General features: G+C 65.2%; 11 protein-coding genes. 6 read left to right on the top strand and 5 right to left on the bottom strand.

Features of this window, described 5'->3' with window-relative positions; all coding sequences use genetic code 11:
* Positions 1 to 118: 118 nt before the first annotated feature.
* The 3 genes from MLGJGCBP_RS35700 to MLGJGCBP_RS35690 all read right to left on the bottom strand — a co-directional run bounded on the left by MLGJGCBP_RS35700 (position 119) and on the right by MLGJGCBP_RS35690 (position 4,422).
* On the bottom strand, positions 119 to 2,671 hold the full coding sequence (locus tag MLGJGCBP_RS35700; protein WP_236581554.1) for a LuxR C-terminal-related transcriptional regulator: 2,553 nt from the start codon (positions 2,669 to 2,671) through the stop codon (positions 119 to 121).
* Between the two features lie 529 nt (positions 2,672 to 3,200).
* Positions 3,201 to 3,890 carry a TerD family protein gene (locus MLGJGCBP_RS35695; protein ID WP_160101724.1) on the bottom strand — a complete coding sequence of 230 codons (690 nt, stop codon included), beginning with the start codon at positions 3,888 to 3,890 and terminating at the stop codon, positions 3,201 to 3,203.
* A 112-nt stretch (positions 3,891 to 4,002) separates the two neighbouring features.
* A complete protein-coding gene (locus MLGJGCBP_RS35690) occupies positions 4,003 to 4,422 on the bottom strand; it encodes a CoA-binding protein (protein ID WP_160101722.1) in 420 nt (139 codons plus the stop codon).
* Positions 4,423 to 4,500: 78 nt separating this feature from the next.
* On the opposite strand from MLGJGCBP_RS35690, the gene MLGJGCBP_RS35685 reads away from it, so the two are divergent.
* The 6 genes from MLGJGCBP_RS35685 to MLGJGCBP_RS35660 all read left to right on the top strand — a co-directional run bounded on the left by MLGJGCBP_RS35685 (position 4,501) and on the right by MLGJGCBP_RS35660 (position 13,371).
* A complete protein-coding gene (locus MLGJGCBP_RS35685; RefSeq protein WP_160101720.1) occupies positions 4,501 to 6,150 on the top strand; it encodes an NERD domain-containing protein in 1,650 nt (549 codons plus the stop codon).
* An 805-nt stretch (positions 6,151 to 6,955) separates the two neighbouring features.
* Positions 6,956 to 7,420 carry a hypothetical protein gene (locus MLGJGCBP_RS35680; protein ID WP_236581553.1) on the top strand — a complete coding sequence of 155 codons (465 nt, stop codon included), beginning with the start codon at positions 6,956 to 6,958 and terminating at the stop codon, positions 7,418 to 7,420.
* Positions 7,417 to 10,161 carry a GAP1-N2 domain-containing protein gene (locus MLGJGCBP_RS35675; RefSeq protein ID WP_160101718.1) on the top strand — a complete coding sequence of 915 codons (2,745 nt, stop codon included), beginning with the start codon at positions 7,417 to 7,419 and terminating at the stop codon, positions 10,159 to 10,161. The genes MLGJGCBP_RS35680 and MLGJGCBP_RS35675 overlap by 4 nt, the downstream gene beginning before the upstream one ends.
* Positions 10,162 to 10,189: 28 nt before the next feature.
* The gene (locus MLGJGCBP_RS35670; protein WP_160101716.1) at positions 10,190 to 11,200 is read left to right on the top strand and encodes a hypothetical protein; all 1,011 of its coding nucleotides are present in this window, start codon (positions 10,190 to 10,192) and stop codon (positions 11,198 to 11,200) included.
* Entirely contained in the window at positions 11,197 to 12,366 is a 1,170-nt protein-coding gene (locus tag MLGJGCBP_RS35665) for a TRAFAC clade GTPase domain-containing protein (RefSeq protein ID WP_160101714.1), read from the top strand. The genes MLGJGCBP_RS35670 and MLGJGCBP_RS35665 overlap by 4 nt, the downstream gene beginning before the upstream one ends.
* Positions 12,367 to 12,462: 96 nt before the next feature.
* Positions 12,463 to 13,371: an HNH endonuclease gene (locus tag MLGJGCBP_RS35660; RefSeq protein WP_236581552.1), complete on the top strand. Its 909-nt coding sequence runs from the start codon at positions 12,463 to 12,465 to the stop codon at positions 13,369 to 13,371.
* 340 nt (positions 13,372 to 13,711) lie between these two features.
* Here the strand turns inward: MLGJGCBP_RS35660 and MLGJGCBP_RS35655 are convergent, their stop codons facing one another.
* Both MLGJGCBP_RS35655 and MLGJGCBP_RS35650 read right to left on the bottom strand, forming a co-directional pair.
* Positions 13,712 to 14,572 carry an HNH endonuclease gene (locus MLGJGCBP_RS35655; RefSeq protein WP_160101712.1) on the bottom strand — a complete coding sequence of 287 codons (861 nt, stop codon included), beginning with the start codon at positions 14,570 to 14,572 and terminating at the stop codon, positions 13,712 to 13,714.
* Between the two features lie 105 nt (positions 14,573 to 14,677).
* A complete protein-coding gene (locus MLGJGCBP_RS35650) occupies positions 14,678 to 16,555 on the bottom strand; it encodes a DUF2075 domain-containing protein (RefSeq protein WP_328799662.1) in 1,878 nt (625 codons plus the stop codon).
* Between the last annotated feature and the right edge of the window lie 448 nt (positions 16,556 to 17,003).

Here is a 17,003-nt window from a genome sequence, read left to right as displayed (position 1 = left end):
CTTATCGCCTCGAAGCGCTTCTCGAGTTGCATGGGACAGCAATGATCGTCACGCTCAGTCGCGGATCTGAACCGCGTAGTCGACTACGCGATTTTCCGGTTACTGCGACGACGCATGATCAGCGCAGTCTGGCGTGGTAGCGGTGGCCTTCGACTGTGCGGATGGAGACTCCGAGGCGTTCGGCGATCTCTTTGTTGGTGAAGCCCTGGGAGACGAGGGCGACGATTTCGCGCTGCCGCCTCGTGAGTGGGGTGGTTTCGCCAGCTTGGCGCAGTGCGGGGGTGTTGAGTCGGCGGTGGGTGCCTGCCAGCGTCCTGGCACGTTCGATGGCTGTCAGTGCGGAACCGTGATGCTGCTGTTCGCGAAAGACAGTTCCGGCTTGGGCGGAGGCATCGGTCGCTGCGACGATGTCACCGATTTCTTCGTACCGCCGTGAGGCTTCGGTGAGTTTTTCGCCGTTGACGCTGGTCAGGCCGTTGGCATGCAGTGCAACGGCGTGGACGCGTGGCCCGTCGACGAGCGCGACGAGCTCGTTCACCCGGTGCGCTGCGGTGCGATCGCCGAACTGCGATGCGGCTTGCAGACACAGGAGTTCTTGGCCGAAGTGGCCGCGTTCGGCCGCGATCGCGGCCGCCGTCCGGGCGAGGCGGATTGCATCGGCGATCATCTCCTGGGCGGCCGCAGCCCATGCTTTGGCGAGGGTGCACGCTGATCGGAGGAAGCCGTAAGGATTAAGCGTGTCGAGATCGCGCACCAGCTCCGCTGCGCGTTTCCCGTCCCCGCGATGCGATAACGCGAGAATCAGGTAAACCCGGCAGCTGACGACAGCTGACCTGTCGTACGTGGTGGTACGGAATTCGCGATCCGCCCTGTTCAGAACCTCGAGCGCAGCGCTCAGACGACCTTGGGACAGGTCAACGTAGCTGTGGAGCAATGAGACAAACAATCCTATGGTTCCGGGAGTGCTCGCGGCATACTCGACAAACTGGGTCATGACTTGTTGCGCGGCCTGAAGGTACCCCGCGATGAACATTGCTTCGATGTGGAAGTAGACGATCCCGTACTCCAGCGCGGAAGCATCACTCGATGTTGCGACCAAAGCGGAGGCCCGCTTGGTCAACCGAGAAACCTTGACGGCATTTCCCGAGTAACCGTGGGCAATGACCAGGGCGCATGAGGTGAGCACGAATGCCATATCGCTCGGCGCAGCCTGAAAGACCACGTTTCCTGCGGCGATCGCGCGGTCAGGTCGGCCTTGCACCGACTCGAGGAGTGCTTCGAACGCGGCTAGCTCGGATGATTTGTGGTTATAGGGCGCTACCATGGCGACTGAGAGTTCTTGCCTCGCCCGTTCGGGATCGCCGAGGCTCCAGCAGAGGGTGCCGACTCGCATAACGGACAGTCGCCGTTGCTCCTCGATCGTTAGGGCGTTCTGATCGAGCGCCTCGAGCAGGGTGAATGCATCCTGTGCCCGACCGACGTGATTGAGAACCCAGTAGTGCAGCATCGCGCCGTGAAAGCCGCTGTCAGATATATGTCCGGCATCCGCGAAACGAAGGGCGAGGGGAGCATCGTGGAGCCGTAGCGCGGTGGCGGTGGCGGCGAGGTAAAGCCCAAGGTCGGGCGGCAGGTCGGATTCGAGCGTCAGCAATGCCCGTCGCAACAAAGCTGCGGGTGTCGGATCAGCGCGGGTAGAAAGAGCGGTTGCGAGACGACCGCGCAGGCGGCGCAGTTGTAGGAGGTTGCCAGTGCTGCGACGGACTTCACCGTAGAGGGGGTGGCTGAGGCGGACGGCGATATCGCCGTTGTCGCTGGTCATGTCGATGAGACCGCGGGAATGCACTTCCTTGACCGCATGCGGGCTGGTGAGGATTTCCAACACCGTGCCGTCAATGGGTTCGCCAATCGCGAGGTAGTCGAGGACTTCCGCCGTGTCATCGGTCAGCGAACCAAGCTGGCCGGTAATCAGTTTGGCGAGGGTGGGTGAGACGACGGGTTCACCAATCAACCGCCAGGTGCCGACGTCGCTCACGAGCCGTCCGGCGTCCCGTTCCTGGCGAACGAGATGCCGCAGGAACAGCACGTTGCCGCGGGTCAGGTTCCACAGTTCGGCCGCCGTTGCGGGGGCGACGGGCCCAGCGAGCGCTTGCGAAAGCAAGCGTTCAGTGTCATTCTCGCGCAAGGGATCTAAATCGAGCCGGTTGAGGAACCCGTCTTTCCAGAGGGTGGTGATGGTGTCGGGGGCCGGTTCTGTGCTGCGCATGGTGAGCACGACCCTGGCAAGGCCGCGCTGCACGAGTTGTTGGATGACGACGACGGACAGGTCGTCGAGCAGGTGAACGTCGTCGACGGCCACGACTACGGGCTTGTCGCCGGCAGTGAGCGCTTTGATGACGGTATGGATGACCAGCATCGGGTCGTCGGCCTGCGAGGTCGGTGCCCATTGAGCAAACGCTCCCAACGGAAGAGTTCGGGCCGAGGCCGTAGCGGTGATCCACCGGACGGCGTGCCGTTTGGCAAGTACGGCGACAGCGGCACTCGCCAACCGGCTCTTGCCAACACCGACACCGCCTGCCACAAGAACCCCAGAGTCATCACCTGAGCCTTCGATAGCCGCCCAGATGCGCCGCAGTTCCTCATCTCTGCCAATAAGCGGCCAGACATCGTCCACTGCCCAATCTTAACTACCGCGTCGGTAGCGCGGGAGATCATCGATCCCTGACGCTTTGCGTCTTCCAGCTCGATGATCCGACCCGTCTGTGCCTCTTCGGACGGCCGGCGCACCAGCACCCGCGCGCCCGTGCCCAGTGCACCGGCTTCGGGTGTCGGTTTGTGCTTCCTCTCGGGCATCAGCCTGTACCGTCCGCTTTCGCAACGCGCGCCGACCACAGCCGAGACCATCCGCGGTCCGCGCGCACCGGCCAGACACGATCAGATCACTTCTTCAGCGGTGCAGGGAATTTCGTCTCCGGCCGCGGCGACCCCCGCCTGGCCCGCTTCGAAACCTGGCTCGACCAACGACTCACCACACTGCAGCCGACAGGAGAAATCCGCACTCCCATGGAGCAATTCGCCCGCGGCCACACCCCCAAGACCATGAAGATCAACGCCGCCCGCGCGGCAATCCCGATGGGCAACTACCCCGCAACCCTTATCCAATCCGACCGACCGAGGCGCCGCGTCCGCCGCCACGGGCTCCGCTACTTGCGCCCGGCCGCCCACTTCATGCCCCAGCTGTAGGTCTTGTCGAGATCGGCCTGGCTGCCTTCGACGTACTTCACTTCGCGCGTCACGGTGATGCCCTGCCCGGTGTTCTGCAGTATCGCGATGGCGCAGATGCGAGCGGAGCTGTTCGCCGAGTCCAGTCGCACCTCCACCTCGGGGCCGCTGGTGGGGTAGAGGGTGACGACGCCGTCCACGGCTGCCCAGTTGGGTGCGCCGTCGTAGATCATCGCGAAGATGAGGATGCGCTTGAACATTTCCGGTCGGTCGAGGTTGATCTGCATATTCTCGCCGCCGGTCGCGGTGCCGGTCCGGTCATCGGCGTCGAGCTTGATGAACGGCGGGGACTGCAGCGAACCGAAAGTGTTGCCGAGCGCTTGGACGACACCCTTCGATCCGTCGGCCAGTTCGTAGAGACAGCCGAGGTCCAGGTCGATGCCATTATTACCGCCCGCGGCGGCCGCAAGTTTCGCGAAGAAGCCGGCCTTCTTCGGCTGCGGCGTTGCGCCCGTCGACCAGTTGAGATTGACCCGCATCGCACCCTGTCGCTCACCCGACTTAGTGAGGCTGACCGAGGGCGCGGCCTTCGACAGTGTGACTTTGCTGAGGCTCACTCCGCCCTGCGGTGCGGCAGGGGTGGAGGGACGGCGAGTGTAGTCGATGGCCACAGGTGAGAACCTTCCGATTGGCTGAGCGGATCGTGTCAGACCGTTGTCCGATTTGCACGATTTCGGTCCAGAGTAGCCGTAGTCGTGAGCCCCGCACTCCGCACGACCGCCGTCACGCTGAGTCGCGTGCGCTCCACTCGATCGCGGGGCAGGTGTCCATCACCATGGCGACGCCCTTCGCGGTCGTGCGCTGGAACGCGGCCTCGTCGATGACTCCCAGTTGGAACCAGACGCCTTTCGCACCTACCTCGACGGCCTGGTCCGCGAACTCGCCGGCGGCCTCGCTCTGGCGGAAGACATCGACGACGTCGATCGGGAACGGGACGTCGGCCAGAGTGGCGTACCCCTGCTCGCCGAGCACAGTCGGTGCGGTGGGATGGATGGGGACGATTCGTTTTCCTCGGCGCTGCAGCAACTCCGCGATGCGGTACGCCGTTCGGTCGGGATTGCCGGAGAGCCCGACGATCGCCCACGTCTCCCAGTCGTCGAGCATCGACGAGACGGCACCGGGGTCCTGCCACGAAGTGTTCACACCGCAAAACTACTACTCACCGCTGACTTCGGCCGGGATCGCTGAGCTGAACGGAACTGTCCGTGCGACAGTATCCGCATGGTGATCCGTATCCCCGAGAATCCGCGCCTGGTGAATGGTTCCGAGGAATCGGTGTGGAATGCGCTGTTGGGTCAGCTCGGTGATGGTGACCTCGTGGTGGCAAACCAGCGGGTCACCGACCGACTCAAGGACCACGAGATCGACTTCGTGGTGGCGCTCGAGGGGCACGGGATCGTCTGCCTGGAGGTGAAGGGCGGGCAGATCTGGCACGACGGCAGCGATTGGTACCAGGAGCAGCGAAAAGGGCCCACGGTCATTCACCCGGTTCGGCAAGCACGTGATGCGCTGTATGCCCTGCGGAGCTATGTGGAAGCCGACCCGCGCTGGAGTCAGGGGCGACTGCGCTGGGACCACGTCGTGGTCTTCCCCAACACGGAACTTGCCGACGACTTCGGACTGCCGGAATGCCCACGCTGGAAGGTGATTGATCGCACCGACCTGGATGACGTCGTGTCGCGACTGCAGAAGGTGCTGTCCGGTCAGCAACTGGACCGCCCGGCGCTGCCCGACGACGGGGTCGATCAGCTCACGACCGTCCTCTCCGGACGCGGGCTGCCGCAACGCGACGTGGTTGCGAGGGCGATCGCGAACGAAGACGCGGCCGACGCACTCACCGCCCAGCAGTCGGTGATTCTGGACGCGATCCGGCTGTTGCACCGGGTCGAGGTGCGGGGCGGCGCCGGCAGCGGCAAGACATTCCTCGCGGTCGAGAAGGCGCGGCGGTTGGCAAAGCAGGGGAAGCGGGTGGCGCTCATCTGCTACTCGCACGGGTTGGCGTCGTATCTCGAGCGGTTGACCGCCACCTGGTCCTACAAGGAGCGTCCCGCGTACGTGGGCGAGTTCCACGCACTCGGTCAACGGTGGGGAGCGCCCGAGGGCCCGGACGAGAGCATCCGCAACACCGACACCGTGCAGTTCTGGGAACACGACCTTCCGCGCCTCATGGCGGAGTTGGCGTCGGAATTGCCGTTGCGCGACCGGTTCGATGCGGTGGTCGTGGACGAGGCGCAGGATTTCGCCGACGACTGGTGGGGTCCGCTGCTGGCCGCGCTGCGTGACGAAGAAGCCGGCGCAATCTACGTGTTCAGTGATGAGGGGCAGCGAGTATTCGACAGACAGGGCGTTCCGCCGATTCAGTTGGTCCCGTTGGTGCTCGATCACAACCTGCGGAACACCCGCCAGATCGCAGACTCGTTCACACCGCTGGTCGGGCAGCGGATGCGCCTACTCGGCGGGGAGGGACCCGACGTGCTCTTCGTGCCCTGTGCGGCAGAGGACGCGCTGACGGTTGCCGACGACCAGGTCGATTCGTTGATGGACGAGGGATGGCGTCCCGAGGATCTGGCCTTGCTTGCCACAGGCAGCCGTCACCCGGAGCAGGTGAGCCGGCAGACGGAGGGGAACGCGGCGTACTGGGACAGCTTCTGGGATACCGAGCAGGTGTTCTACGGCCACGTCCTGGGATTCAAAGGACTCGAACGGCGTGCTGTCGTGCTGGCGCTCAACGAGAAGGTGGTGCAGGAGCGTTCGCGGGAGCGGCTGTACGTCGGCTTGTCGAGGGCGCGCGATCAGCTCGTCGTGTGCGGCGACCCGGACTTCATCCGCGAAGTCGGGGGAGCGGAGTTGGCAAAACGAATGGGGGTCTGACGGGACCGCATCGTGGAGCCCCAACGACGCTCGCACTTCGAACGGATGCTCTGTGCCATTGCCCTTCGTCCTTGATTGCGCTGGGCGCGTTATCCCGCAGGGCGAATCCCAACCCCCTCCCCGGAGCCCACGGCAACTTCCTACATCCGAACTAGGGTGCCCCGATCCCGTAGTGAATTCGCTGGACGTCCAGTTCTGATAATGCACTGACACCAGCGCGGGCTAGGGCCGAAAGTCCCTATTTCGCACAGCCGTGTCGGTCGAACGGTGTATTGACCCGGTTTCGTTGGGGCGCAGTTTATTAGCTGCATCACCGCGGCGGGCGTGGATATGTGTGACGCCAGGTTTGTCTGGTATTAGTTTCAACTAACGTGCTTTGAGGCGGGCGGCGGGCCGAGGAGTAGAGGTGTTGTCATCCGCTTGAATGAATCTCGGCCCCTCCGACGCGTTGATCGGGCAACGTGTCGGAGGCGAGGTGTAATTTTGGCAGCATAGTTCGATGTTCAAAGAAATGAGGGGGACGGGCGCGCGTGGTCGACGCCGCCGATTCTGATGTGGCCGCGGTGCCGTCTGCTGGGCGACGCCGGCGTCCGCGGTATCTGTGACTCACTGTGCCGCTTACTGTTTCATCATCGCTCGTGTAACGCTCGTCGCAATGTCGCGACGGAATGTTCGATCACCACACCTGGTTCCCCGTGCGTCTGCGCCCTATCGCGAGAGAAATTTGTGCCTCGATGACCAATCCCTTCGACTTCAGCGATTACGACACCTCTCGGGATCGTCCGTCCACCGACGCATCCTCGTCGTGACCGTCCCCGTCGCCTACACGGCGGGTGAACGGATCGTCGGAATCCCGGCCACCGTCGAGTACCCGGGTCTGCTGCGCATCGAGTACCGGCTGGAGACGAAGCGGTCGCCGACCGGGGACGCCGCCACCGCCGTCATCCGGCTCGCGTCCGAACTGGAGTTGCCGACGGCACCGCCGTTCGTCGTCGTGTTCAACGCCGGGCGGCTGCCGCTCAGCGCCCGCGACGGCGAGCCGCTCGAGGTCCGCGGCGACGGCCAGACCACGGCCGGGGCCCGCAGTTTCCACCCGCGCGGTCTGCGCAAGGAATTCGGGCAGCCCTGGACGGCCGACGTTTCCGGCAGGGTCGGATTCCTACGCGTCTTCGCCGATGTGCGGCCGGATACCAACCGGACGCTCGCGCTGATCGATCCGCCGGTCGATCAGCTTCGCCTGCTCGACGTTCCGCCCGGACCGGTGGAATGAGCGCACCGCAGCAGACACCCGGACCGCCGCGGTTCGGTCAACTCACCTACACGTCGTTCGACGCCCCCGACCGAGGCCGGGCGGGCGGCGGCTGGCAGGTCAAGGACGTCAGCGACGGCGTCAGTGCCGCCGAGCAGGAATTCATGCGCGCCGGTGTCGCGACCCGATTCGACTCGCCGCAGGCGCTGCCGCAGTTCCCCACACCGGCCGACATCGCGGCACGACCGCGGCGCCTGGTGTATGCGCAGACCGAGACCGGCGGCTGCTACTGGCACACGGTGCCGGCCGGCGCCGACGCGTCGGGGCGGCCCGGCAACGTCTTCGCGCACGTCGTCCTCGACCGCGCGCCGGACACGGCCGTCCGGTCCATCGCACGGTGGGGTTCACCCGATTGGCTCGCCCCGTACGGCGCGGACGCGGTCGCGGCCGCCGAACTCCCCGGCAGCGCACCGGCACCGTCCGGAATGATCGATCGTGCAGCAGTTCTCGACTTCCTGCTCGATCCCGGAACGTGGCGCGTCGGTGTGCTGGGCCTGCTGCTGGATGCGGTGGACCGCGCGATGCACGGTGGCCCCGGTGTCGTGCTGGGGTGCGCCGACGCGGAGAACGCGGCCCGGTGGATCGGTGCGGTCTCGCATTTCATGTCGCCCGGTGCGGCGCAGACATTCGGGTGGTCCACCTTCGACCGCAGCTCCACCGTCGTCGACACCCTGTCCCGGGGCGTGCACCTGGCCTGCGTGCCGGCGCGCGACGCCGTGGACGCGCTGGACGGCTCTGTCGTTCTCGGTGAGACCGACACCCCCGACCTCGGCGAATGGGGCGGGGAACCGCACCGGACGGCGACGGGGCAGCTGGTGCCGGTCACGGCGTGGTCGGTGCTCGCGCAGACCGTGCTCGTCGACCCCGGCAGCGCCCGACGCGCACTCGACCACCAGGACACCCTGGCCGCCGCCGTGGGGGATCGCGACCTCGCCCGCGCCTGGCCGCTCGCGATGGCCGTGCTCGCGAATCCCGAACTGCACGACGCCCTGCCCGAGGCCACGGCCGTCGTGCTCGCGCAGTCGCCGGACACGCTGTCCGCGTTCCCCGACGAGCTCGCAGTCGTCGCGCATGTGGTGGACGAACACCTGCCCGGAAGCATGAGCGAGGCGTGGCGAGCGGTCGCGGACTGGCAGCAGGGCGGCCGGCCTGCACCGGTGGTGTGGGACGTGGCCGGACGGGTTCTCACCTATCGGGCCCTCGCCGACCGCGGTTGGATCCGAGCCTCCGGCCCCGCCGAATTCGTCCTGTTCGCCACGTGGCCCCCTTCGGAGGATCTCCAGCGGGCAGCCGAGAAGGCACTGTCAGCGCTCCTGACCAGCCAGGCGGCCGATCCCGCTGCGACCGCGCACGACGCGGTGAAGACACTCGATCTGCTCCTGCACGCACACCTTCTCGGCGACTCCGGGCGCGACCTCGTCGCCGAGCTGCTCGACCGGGTCGTCGTCCCGGTGCTGTGTGATCACGAGGCGGGACCCGCACTGGTTGCCGGGCTCGGCGCCGTCGGAACCGACACCTGTCGGCTGCTGCAGTCGGCCGTGGTCGGTCACCCCGATTTCGCCGGCCGCCCGCTCGGCGCCCGGCTCGCGCCCGACGTCCTGCGTTGGCTCGTCGACGAGGTCCGGGTACCGACCGCCGAGGAACTCACTGCGGCGCCGTCACGCTGCGCCGAACCGCTGTGCGCCATCGTCGCCGACGCGGTGTTCTCGGTGGTCAAGAGCGGCACCGCGGTTCACAAGAAGGCATGGGAAGGTTATGCGTCGCTGGCCCTGTGGCGGTCGCTGTACGAAGCGAGCGCGGGCGGCTGGACGCCCAGCGACGTCGATGCGCTCGTCGACGCCTACGCCTGGACGGTCGCGCAGTGGTGCGAACTCCTCGGCGCGTTCCCCGATCACGTCGCACCGCGATTCCTGTTGCCGGTTCTCGTGCTCGAGCAGTGGGGATCGGAGGTGGAGATGATCGTCAAGCACCTCGACGCGAACCGCGGCGGTGCCTCGGTGGTCTCCGGCGCCGCGCACCCCGTCGACGCGCTGGCGGTGTCGTGGGCGCTCATCCGGGTGCAGGATCAGTGGGACCGGATCGACGATCCGCGGCTCCGGCGCGCGCTGGACCGGCACGGCTGGCCGGTGCTGAAGGACTACGGCGACGCCTGCCCGGCGCAGCTACCGCAGGATCTCCTCGTCCGCCTGGCCGTGGTCGCGGTCGCCGGGTTCCAGTTCTTCCCGCCGCACAACGGCACCTACATGCCGACGATGCCCGCGAGCCACGTCGACGCGTTGGCACGGGCGGTGGATCAGAACTCGGATTTCGCGGTCACCGCGCTGGTCGATCTGGTGCGGAGCGGTGCCCTCAACGAGCACTGGGTGATCCGGTCGGCGGTGCTCAGCTCGCCGGCGGCCCCGCACATCGAATCGGTGCTGAACCGCGAAGACCTGCTCTGCCGGCTCCAGGTCGGGCCGGCGCAGGCGCGACGGTCGCTGCTCGAGCAGGTCGCGTCGATCGTCATGGGGGACGGTGACTACCGCGGTCCCGTCGGCATCTTCGAGGTGTCGGCCTCGCTGCGCGCCGAGATGCGCGAACGCCACGACGTCGCCGATCGATTCCGGGCCGGGGACGCGTATGCGCGGTTCGCGTCGAGCTGGCTCGAGGACGTCGAATCAGGATTCGTGCTGCTCGCTCACGAACGGTCGGGCCGGCGATGAGCGGGACGACAGTACGCATGCGCAACGCATGCAGGGGAAAGGGATCGAACTGATGTCGGGATATGTGCTGAACGGTGCGGGCCGGGTCGAACTGCCCAATCGGCCGCTCGCGGTCACCGTCGACGCGGTCACCACGGCCGTCGCGGTGCGCGCCACGCTGCCCGACGGCAGGCCGGCCGAACCGGCGCTGTATCCGCGGGTCGGACTGCTGATCCTGCCGCGGGTCGACACCGAGATCGTGGTCGTGGCCCGGCCGGACGGCGAGACCGCGGCCTTCCCGGACGGGACGGTGCTGCAGGTGACGATCGGCGTCGACAGCAGTCGCGACCTCGACTCCGAGCGTGCCGAGCTGACCCCCGTCGACGTGTCGGGGCTGCACCAGGTGGAGTTGGCGACGATCGCCCCCGCGGGGCCGCGGCTCGCGATCACCGCCCGCCGCACCGCCGTCGACGTGTCCCTCACCGATGTGGGCTCCCGTGCCCGGTCGGCCGCGCGCAGCGCCCTCGCGCTCGACCGGCTGCTTGAACCGCGCCGCTTCGACGTGGAGGTCGACGTCGACACCACCATGTCGATGCTCGCGCGCATCGACGACGGCAGCATCCGCACGGTGATCGACGTGCTCGCCGGGGTCGCCGCGGTCGTGGGCACCCGCGAAGAGCTGGCCGCTCGGCTGATCGGCCACACGGTGACCACCCTGCCGGTCGCCGAACTTCGTGACGTCGCCAATCAGGTTCAGGCCGAACTCGACTCGGCCGCCCTCGGGATGGGTTTCCGTTCGGCAGCCGTCGACCGGAGTGAGCGCGACACCCGCACCCTGGCATTCACGGTTACCGATGCCGTGCCCGCCGACTGGCACGGTGCGTGCACCGACGCCGTGATCCGCCACCTCGTGCTCGTCGGTGACACGGCCGAGAGTGGGCCCGGTGTCACCGCGGTGCCGCCCCGTGCGACGCCCGAGCTGTCGAGTCTGTCTGTAGTGGTGACCTCGCTTCTGACCGATGTGTCGGCGAGCTTGTTTTCGGAAGGCGTACGACGATGACGAAGTGCCCGCGGTGTTTCACGGCCCTGACCGATGACCGGTATGCGTGGACGGCGGTTGCCCCGACGGACGTCGAGGTCGACGACGTCGCCACCAAATATCACGGCAGCCAGGTGCGGTCGGGGAAGGTCTTCGAACTCCAGCGACCCGCCGACGCCGCCGACGACTGGGCCCCCGAGGACGACTACGCGACCGGCAAAGCCGGCGGGCCCGCGGTGGAGGTGTGCCCGCAGTGCCACTTCCGGCTGCCCGCCGGGTGGCGTGACGGTCGCGTCGCGTGCATCGCGATGGCCGGCGCGCGTGCCACCGGAAAGACCGTGTACATCGCGGCTTTGGTGAAGACGCTGCAGTTGCTGGGGGAGCGGCTGAACCGGGTGGTGGAACCTGCCACCGGTGAGACCGAGGTGAATTTCCGCGAGCACTACGAACGCCCGCTGTTCGAGGAGCGCGGCATTCTCGAGTCGACGCCCGCCTCGCACACCGGCAACCCGTATCAGCGGGAGCCGCTGATCTTCAGCCTCGGCCCGGGCCTGCGGGACGACACGCGGCAGTACCTCGTGATCCGGGATGTGGCGGGGGAGGACTTGGAGAACCCCGGCAACGCGGACGCGACGCACATGCAGTTCTTCGCGCAGGCCGACGGTGTGGTGTTCATGTTCGATCCGCTGAAGGTCGAATCGGTGCGGCAGCAGCTGCACGACCTGGTGCCGGCGCAGGAGCGCGTCGGCGGCGACCCACGGTCGGTGCTGCGGACCGTCCTGTCGATCATCGGGACCGGGACCCCGAACTTGGCAGTGGTGTTGTCGAAGTTCGATGCGCTGCAAGCCCTCGAGCGCGTCGAGGGCAGCGACTGGAGCGAGATCATGTCGCAGCGCGGCGCGGCATTCCTGCGCGACCCGAGCCTCCAGCGCGCGCCGTACCACGAGGTGGACGGGCAACTGCTGCACGAAGAGGTCCGCAGCCTCCTCGACAAACTCGAGGCACGGTCGCTGGTGATGTCGGTGGACCAGCCGCCCGCCGGCAACGCCCTGCCGAGTCGGTTCTTCGCCGTCTCGGCGCTGGGCGAATCACCCGTCGGTGATCGCCTCCACGACAGCGGGATCTCACCCTTCCGATGCCTCGACCCGGTTCGCTGGATCCTCACGCAGCGGGGGGTGTGGGTGTAGTGCCCGATGCGATTCGCACTAGGCTGTCGGGTGCCGGACAGCGGTTGCTGCCCTGCTTCAGGGCGTGGATTGTCACCGAAGAGTGAGATATAGGGTATGAGCGACGATTTCGACTTTCGGCTTCGCGAAGCTGCGATGGATTGGTTGGCTGTCCGAACCAACGACGGAACAGATCCGATCAGATCGGACGAACTTGCCGACTTCCACTTCGAAGGTGCGCGATTTCGATTGATGGACGCGCAGCGCGGTATTCGAAAGCCGAAGGAATTGTCCGCGGCGTTGTCCATTCGTACGGTCTACAGCCCGGATGGAGCATCTCGTCCGTACAAGGACGAGATGGGCGATGACGGGTTGATTCGGTACAAGTGGCGTGGGGACGACCCTTATCACTCCGAGAACCGAGCCTTGCGCAGTGCGATGGAGCAGGAATTGCCGCTTATATGGTTTTTTGGCGTCGGCGTGGCGACATATCAGCCGATTTACCCAGTTTATCTGGTGGCCGAGGAACACGATGAGCATCAATTCGTTATCGTTCACGACGCTCTTCGTGGATTGGTCACTGCCAGTGCGCACGTTGAGGAACGGCTTCGCGAATACGTGATGGCTGAAAGTAAGCGGCGCCTGCATCAGCCAGTCTTCAGAGCGACTGTGATGCGAGCCTACGGCACGCAATGTGCCGTGTGCGCGCTGCGACATGGTCAGTTACTGGACGCGGCCCACATTGTGGCGGACAGCGAGGAAGCGGGAATTCCCGTCGTGAGGAACGGGTTGGCACTGTGCAAGATTCATCACGCAGCATACGATGCGAGAATTCTCGGGATCCGTCCGGACCTTACGGTCGAGATCAGGTCCGATCTCCTCATAGAAGTTGACGGACCGATGCTCGAGTACGGACTGAAGGAACGGCATGGGCAACGCCTCATGGTCGTTCCAAAGGCTAGATCCGAGAAGCCGGACCCTGAGATGCTACTTCAAAGCTACGAACGCTTCCTGACAGCAAGCTGAGGCAAACCAGCTTCGGCACGTCAGGTATCGGAATCTCGATACGGTAGGTGTGATCACTCGCGTCTCGGGTGTCTCCCAACAACCCATTGTGGTGGTGGCCATGTCCGCGCCGTTCTCGACATCTGCTTGAAGTACTGTAGGGCGGCGAGTTTGCCCTGGCCGCTTCGTATTGTGAATCGCGCGTCAGTATCGATTGGGAACGGAAGCGGCTCCACGGAAGAAGGATTCGGCGCGCCGGTCGGCGAAGTTGCGTCGGCCGGCTGCTGAGGTATTCAATTAAGTGCGCGGGTCACGGAGCCTTGCAGAACTCGGTGAGGATCCTACGCTGGATACGTAGGAGCTAATGGCTTTGCGGAATGTTCGCCCAATCGCAGCTCTCCCAATGGCGGCGCAGAGCGTCGCGATCCGGGTGATGGCTGGGGTTCGAGGGCAGTCTCAAAGGCTTGCCCTCGTGACCTCCATACTCCGTGTGAATTAAGTCCGGTCCGACCCGAATGCACAAATTCTGGTCGATGGTCATGCGTTGGAGATCGAACAGCGTGTGAATATCAGCGCGAAGTAACAAGCCGTTGGTCACGTGATTTGTGTGGACACCGTAGTAGCGGTCGATGTGTGCAGCCTCCAACACGGCGAGAACCGTTGATCCAGTAACTGCGCAGGTGCCGTCGTAAGAACTGATCAAAGAGTTGCGAAATTGGCCCTGCCCTTGACGTACTGCGATGTCTCTATGTGCACGTTTGCGGAGATCGTCGCCGGGCGCATAAGCAGTGAGTCCGTCTGGAAAGGCCCGATCGATGAAGGGCTCGTTTCCGAACAGCCCGCGTAAGTATGCCTGCCCTATAGGGTCTTTCACCTCGATGCGACCATTGCTCGCTGGGACGGTGATTCCGGCAGCCGCGGCCATCTCCTTCCATGGTGGCTGTCGCACCGGTGCGGAGCTCTGCACCTCCAACTTGAAGCGCCACCGGTAACCTCCGGTGGCCACATCGTGCCAGTGCGCAGGCGGATGGGACGAGTTCAACTCAAACGTTGCCGAGGTTGCTCGGGCCCATCCGATGAGACCGGTGCCGGCCATCCAAAAGAAGACATCGTCGGCCGGCTCGATCCTGGTGCGTGGCCGTGTATCCCAGAATCCATCCTGCTGCGCAAAGTCCCAGTGATCGGGATAGTTCTTCGATATGACCAGTACCCATGTAGCCAACGCTCGTGCGCCTATCCGGTATCGCACCGGGTGGAGGCATGTCCTGAAGTGGAAGCCTGTCGGGCCGTGCTCGTCTGTGCAGTGTTCGATTCGGTGTGCTGTGACTCAGTTGGTTTCGCTCACCAAGGCGCGGAGAGCGTCCTGTGTCTCTTCGTCCGTCGAGTAGATGACTGTGCCCACCATCCCGCGAGTGAGGAGCACCTTGTAGACGTTGCGTACCAGTCTGTTGAATCTCACATCGTCGACCCTTTTCGTGTTCCGCATGTCGGGGTCGCGATTGGCGGAGCGAACAGTTTTGAACTGGCCGTCGCGCCACACGAGATCGGGTCCGAGGATGACGCCATTCCAGTCGTACTCGAATCCCTGCGCGGTGTAGACGCAACCGACCTGGTCGAATCCGCCCTCCTCGGTGGCCCACAACGGTGCTGGTGGTGCGGCTCCGACACGTCTGTCACTCTTACTGTTCCAGGGCCGTGACCAGTTACCAATCTGGACATCGGCGGGAAGTGAACCGTCCTTGTTCGGGTCACTCCACGGCCAGCAATAGCCGGCCGTCATTCGGGAGGTGTAGCCGCGCTCTTGTTGCTGTGAGAGGAGATGTTCCAGTTCCTGCGGTGTATCGGCGACGCGAACCGCGAACTGCGGATCGCCTCGCCACGGGTAGGGGCCACCCTCGACAAGCCCGAGGAGGCGCTTTACCCACAACACGTACTCCTCACTGCCGCCGCAACGGAATTGTTCGCCGAGGTGGACGTGCTGCGTCTCGAGGCCGATCGTCTTGGCGTGACGCTGGATCTGTTCGAGTGAACCCATTTCGCCGGGACGAACCACCTGATGTTCATCCAGGAGGAATACCGGTACGCGTGCAGCGGCGATCAGCTCGTCGATCTGGGGGCGGTCGGTTCGCAGTTCCGCCTTGGTGTACCGGTCAACGGACGTTTCACGGATGCGGTGGGCCTCGTCGAGCACAAGCACGTCGAGCCCATTGCGGTCTGCGGTCATGAACTGGTTGAAGTACTTGAACATCTTCTGCACTCGAGGGGCGCGTGCGCCGGCCACCTTGCGGAGAGTCTGCGTGAATGATCGGGACCCGGTTGCGTGCAGGACCGTTCGGCCACGTCGAGCGAGTTCACCGACGAGTGACAGCGCGATCACACTCTTGCCGCTTCCCGGCCCGCCGGTGACCACGATGATGCGTTTTCCGTCGTTGGCCCGCGCCTGTTCGACGGAATGCAAGACCAGGTCGACCGCGAGCTGTTGCTCGCCTAGCAGATGGAACTGTGGTCGGTCGCGGACTTCGGCGGCTGCAACTTTGAGGAGCTGTTGGGAGGGCGCAACCGCGGAGCGGATCAGAGTGTCGCCCGCAGTGTGGCCCGTCGTCGCGGACAAACGCGTCTTGAGAAACGTGAGCATGTCGCCCCGGTCCGCTGCGGTGAAGAGCCGCGCGGTGGCGGTGGCAGGAAAGGCTCGCAAATCCGCAACTGCACCCGGATCTGTGGCGTTGTGGAGGTACGCGATTCCTGCGAGCGCGTCAGGCTGGTCGGCGAGGGTTTTTGCGAAGTCGGCGAGGTACTCACAGTAGGCCTTCACTTGCGCAACGGGGTGCAGCTTCGGACCGCCAGGCATGCCTGGCACTTCGACGAGTTCCGCGCTGTTCTCGTAACGATAGGCTGTAGACCACTGTTTGAGTTCGACTACGACGTATGACGGCGCGCCTGTTTCCGGATGAGTGCCGGCCAGCACGACATCTGCTCGCTGCGAAGTCAGCGGGAGGTGGTACTCGACAAGCATCTCCACGCCGCCCAGACCCGCGTCCGCCAAGTCGCGGGCCAAGACAGGAAGACTGCGGCTCCAGGACTTCTGCTCGGCTTCGCTGGCACGGTGGCCGGTCCTGAACAGCATTTGTTCCAGTAGCTGTTCAGCCAGGGACTCGGGATGAGCCATGCCGACAATTCGGTTGGCAGAGGTACGAAGCAAGGTCACAGTGGGGTCCCCCGGGCAGCACGAATCCAGTCGTGCGGGTGGGGGCATGTCCGTAGCTGCGAATCGCAGCGGAAGTCCGTCGGGCCGCAACACTCAGATTAGCCGAGTTGCGTCGGGGGCTCGTGCAGCGGTGTGCCATGTCAGCCGAAGGACCCGCGAAGTCCCAGGAGTGGCTGCTTCCACCAATTGGCCGCCAACACGCCACGTTCGGACGAAAGTGTCCATCTCTGTCTCGGACGCGGCTCGCCGTGGACACAGACCGTGTGGTCAGTGGCGTTGGGACCGATACTGTAGGCGACTATCGGACACTGGGTGGCCTGCCTTTTGTGGGACGCTCGGCGGTGACCAGTTCGGCAACACCATCGCTCGCGCCCGCACCTCCGACGTTGCTGGCAACTGCCAGGCGGCAGTGGTTGGCGCCGCGGCCCGGACGTAGCCCCATGTCCGC

The organism is Rhodococcus sp. T7 (assembly GCF_009872365.1).
GTDB lineage: Bacteria > Actinomycetota > Actinomycetes > Mycobacteriales > Mycobacteriaceae > Rhodococcus_F.
This window is presented reverse-complemented; position numbering and strand designations above follow the sequence as displayed.

Excerpts from the sequence above, each read along its gene's own strand:
- MLGJGCBP_RS35685 (WP_160101720.1), top strand. The coding sequence starts at position 4,501 with ATGGTGATCCGTATCCCCGAGAATCCGCGCCTGGTGAATGGTTCCGAG.
- MLGJGCBP_RS35675 (WP_160101718.1), top strand. The coding sequence starts at position 7,417 with ATGAGCGCACCGCAGCAGACACCCGGACCGCCGCGGTTCGGTCAACTC.
- MLGJGCBP_RS35670 (WP_160101716.1), top strand. The coding sequence starts at position 10,190 with ATGCAGGGGAAAGGGATCGAACTGATGTCGGGATATGTGCTGAACGGT.
- MLGJGCBP_RS35665 (WP_160101714.1), top strand. The coding sequence starts at position 11,197 with ATGACGAAGTGCCCGCGGTGTTTCACGGCCCTGACCGATGACCGGTAT.
- MLGJGCBP_RS35660 (WP_236581552.1), top strand. The coding sequence starts at position 12,463 with ATGAGCGACGATTTCGACTTTCGGCTTCGCGAAGCTGCGATGGATTGG.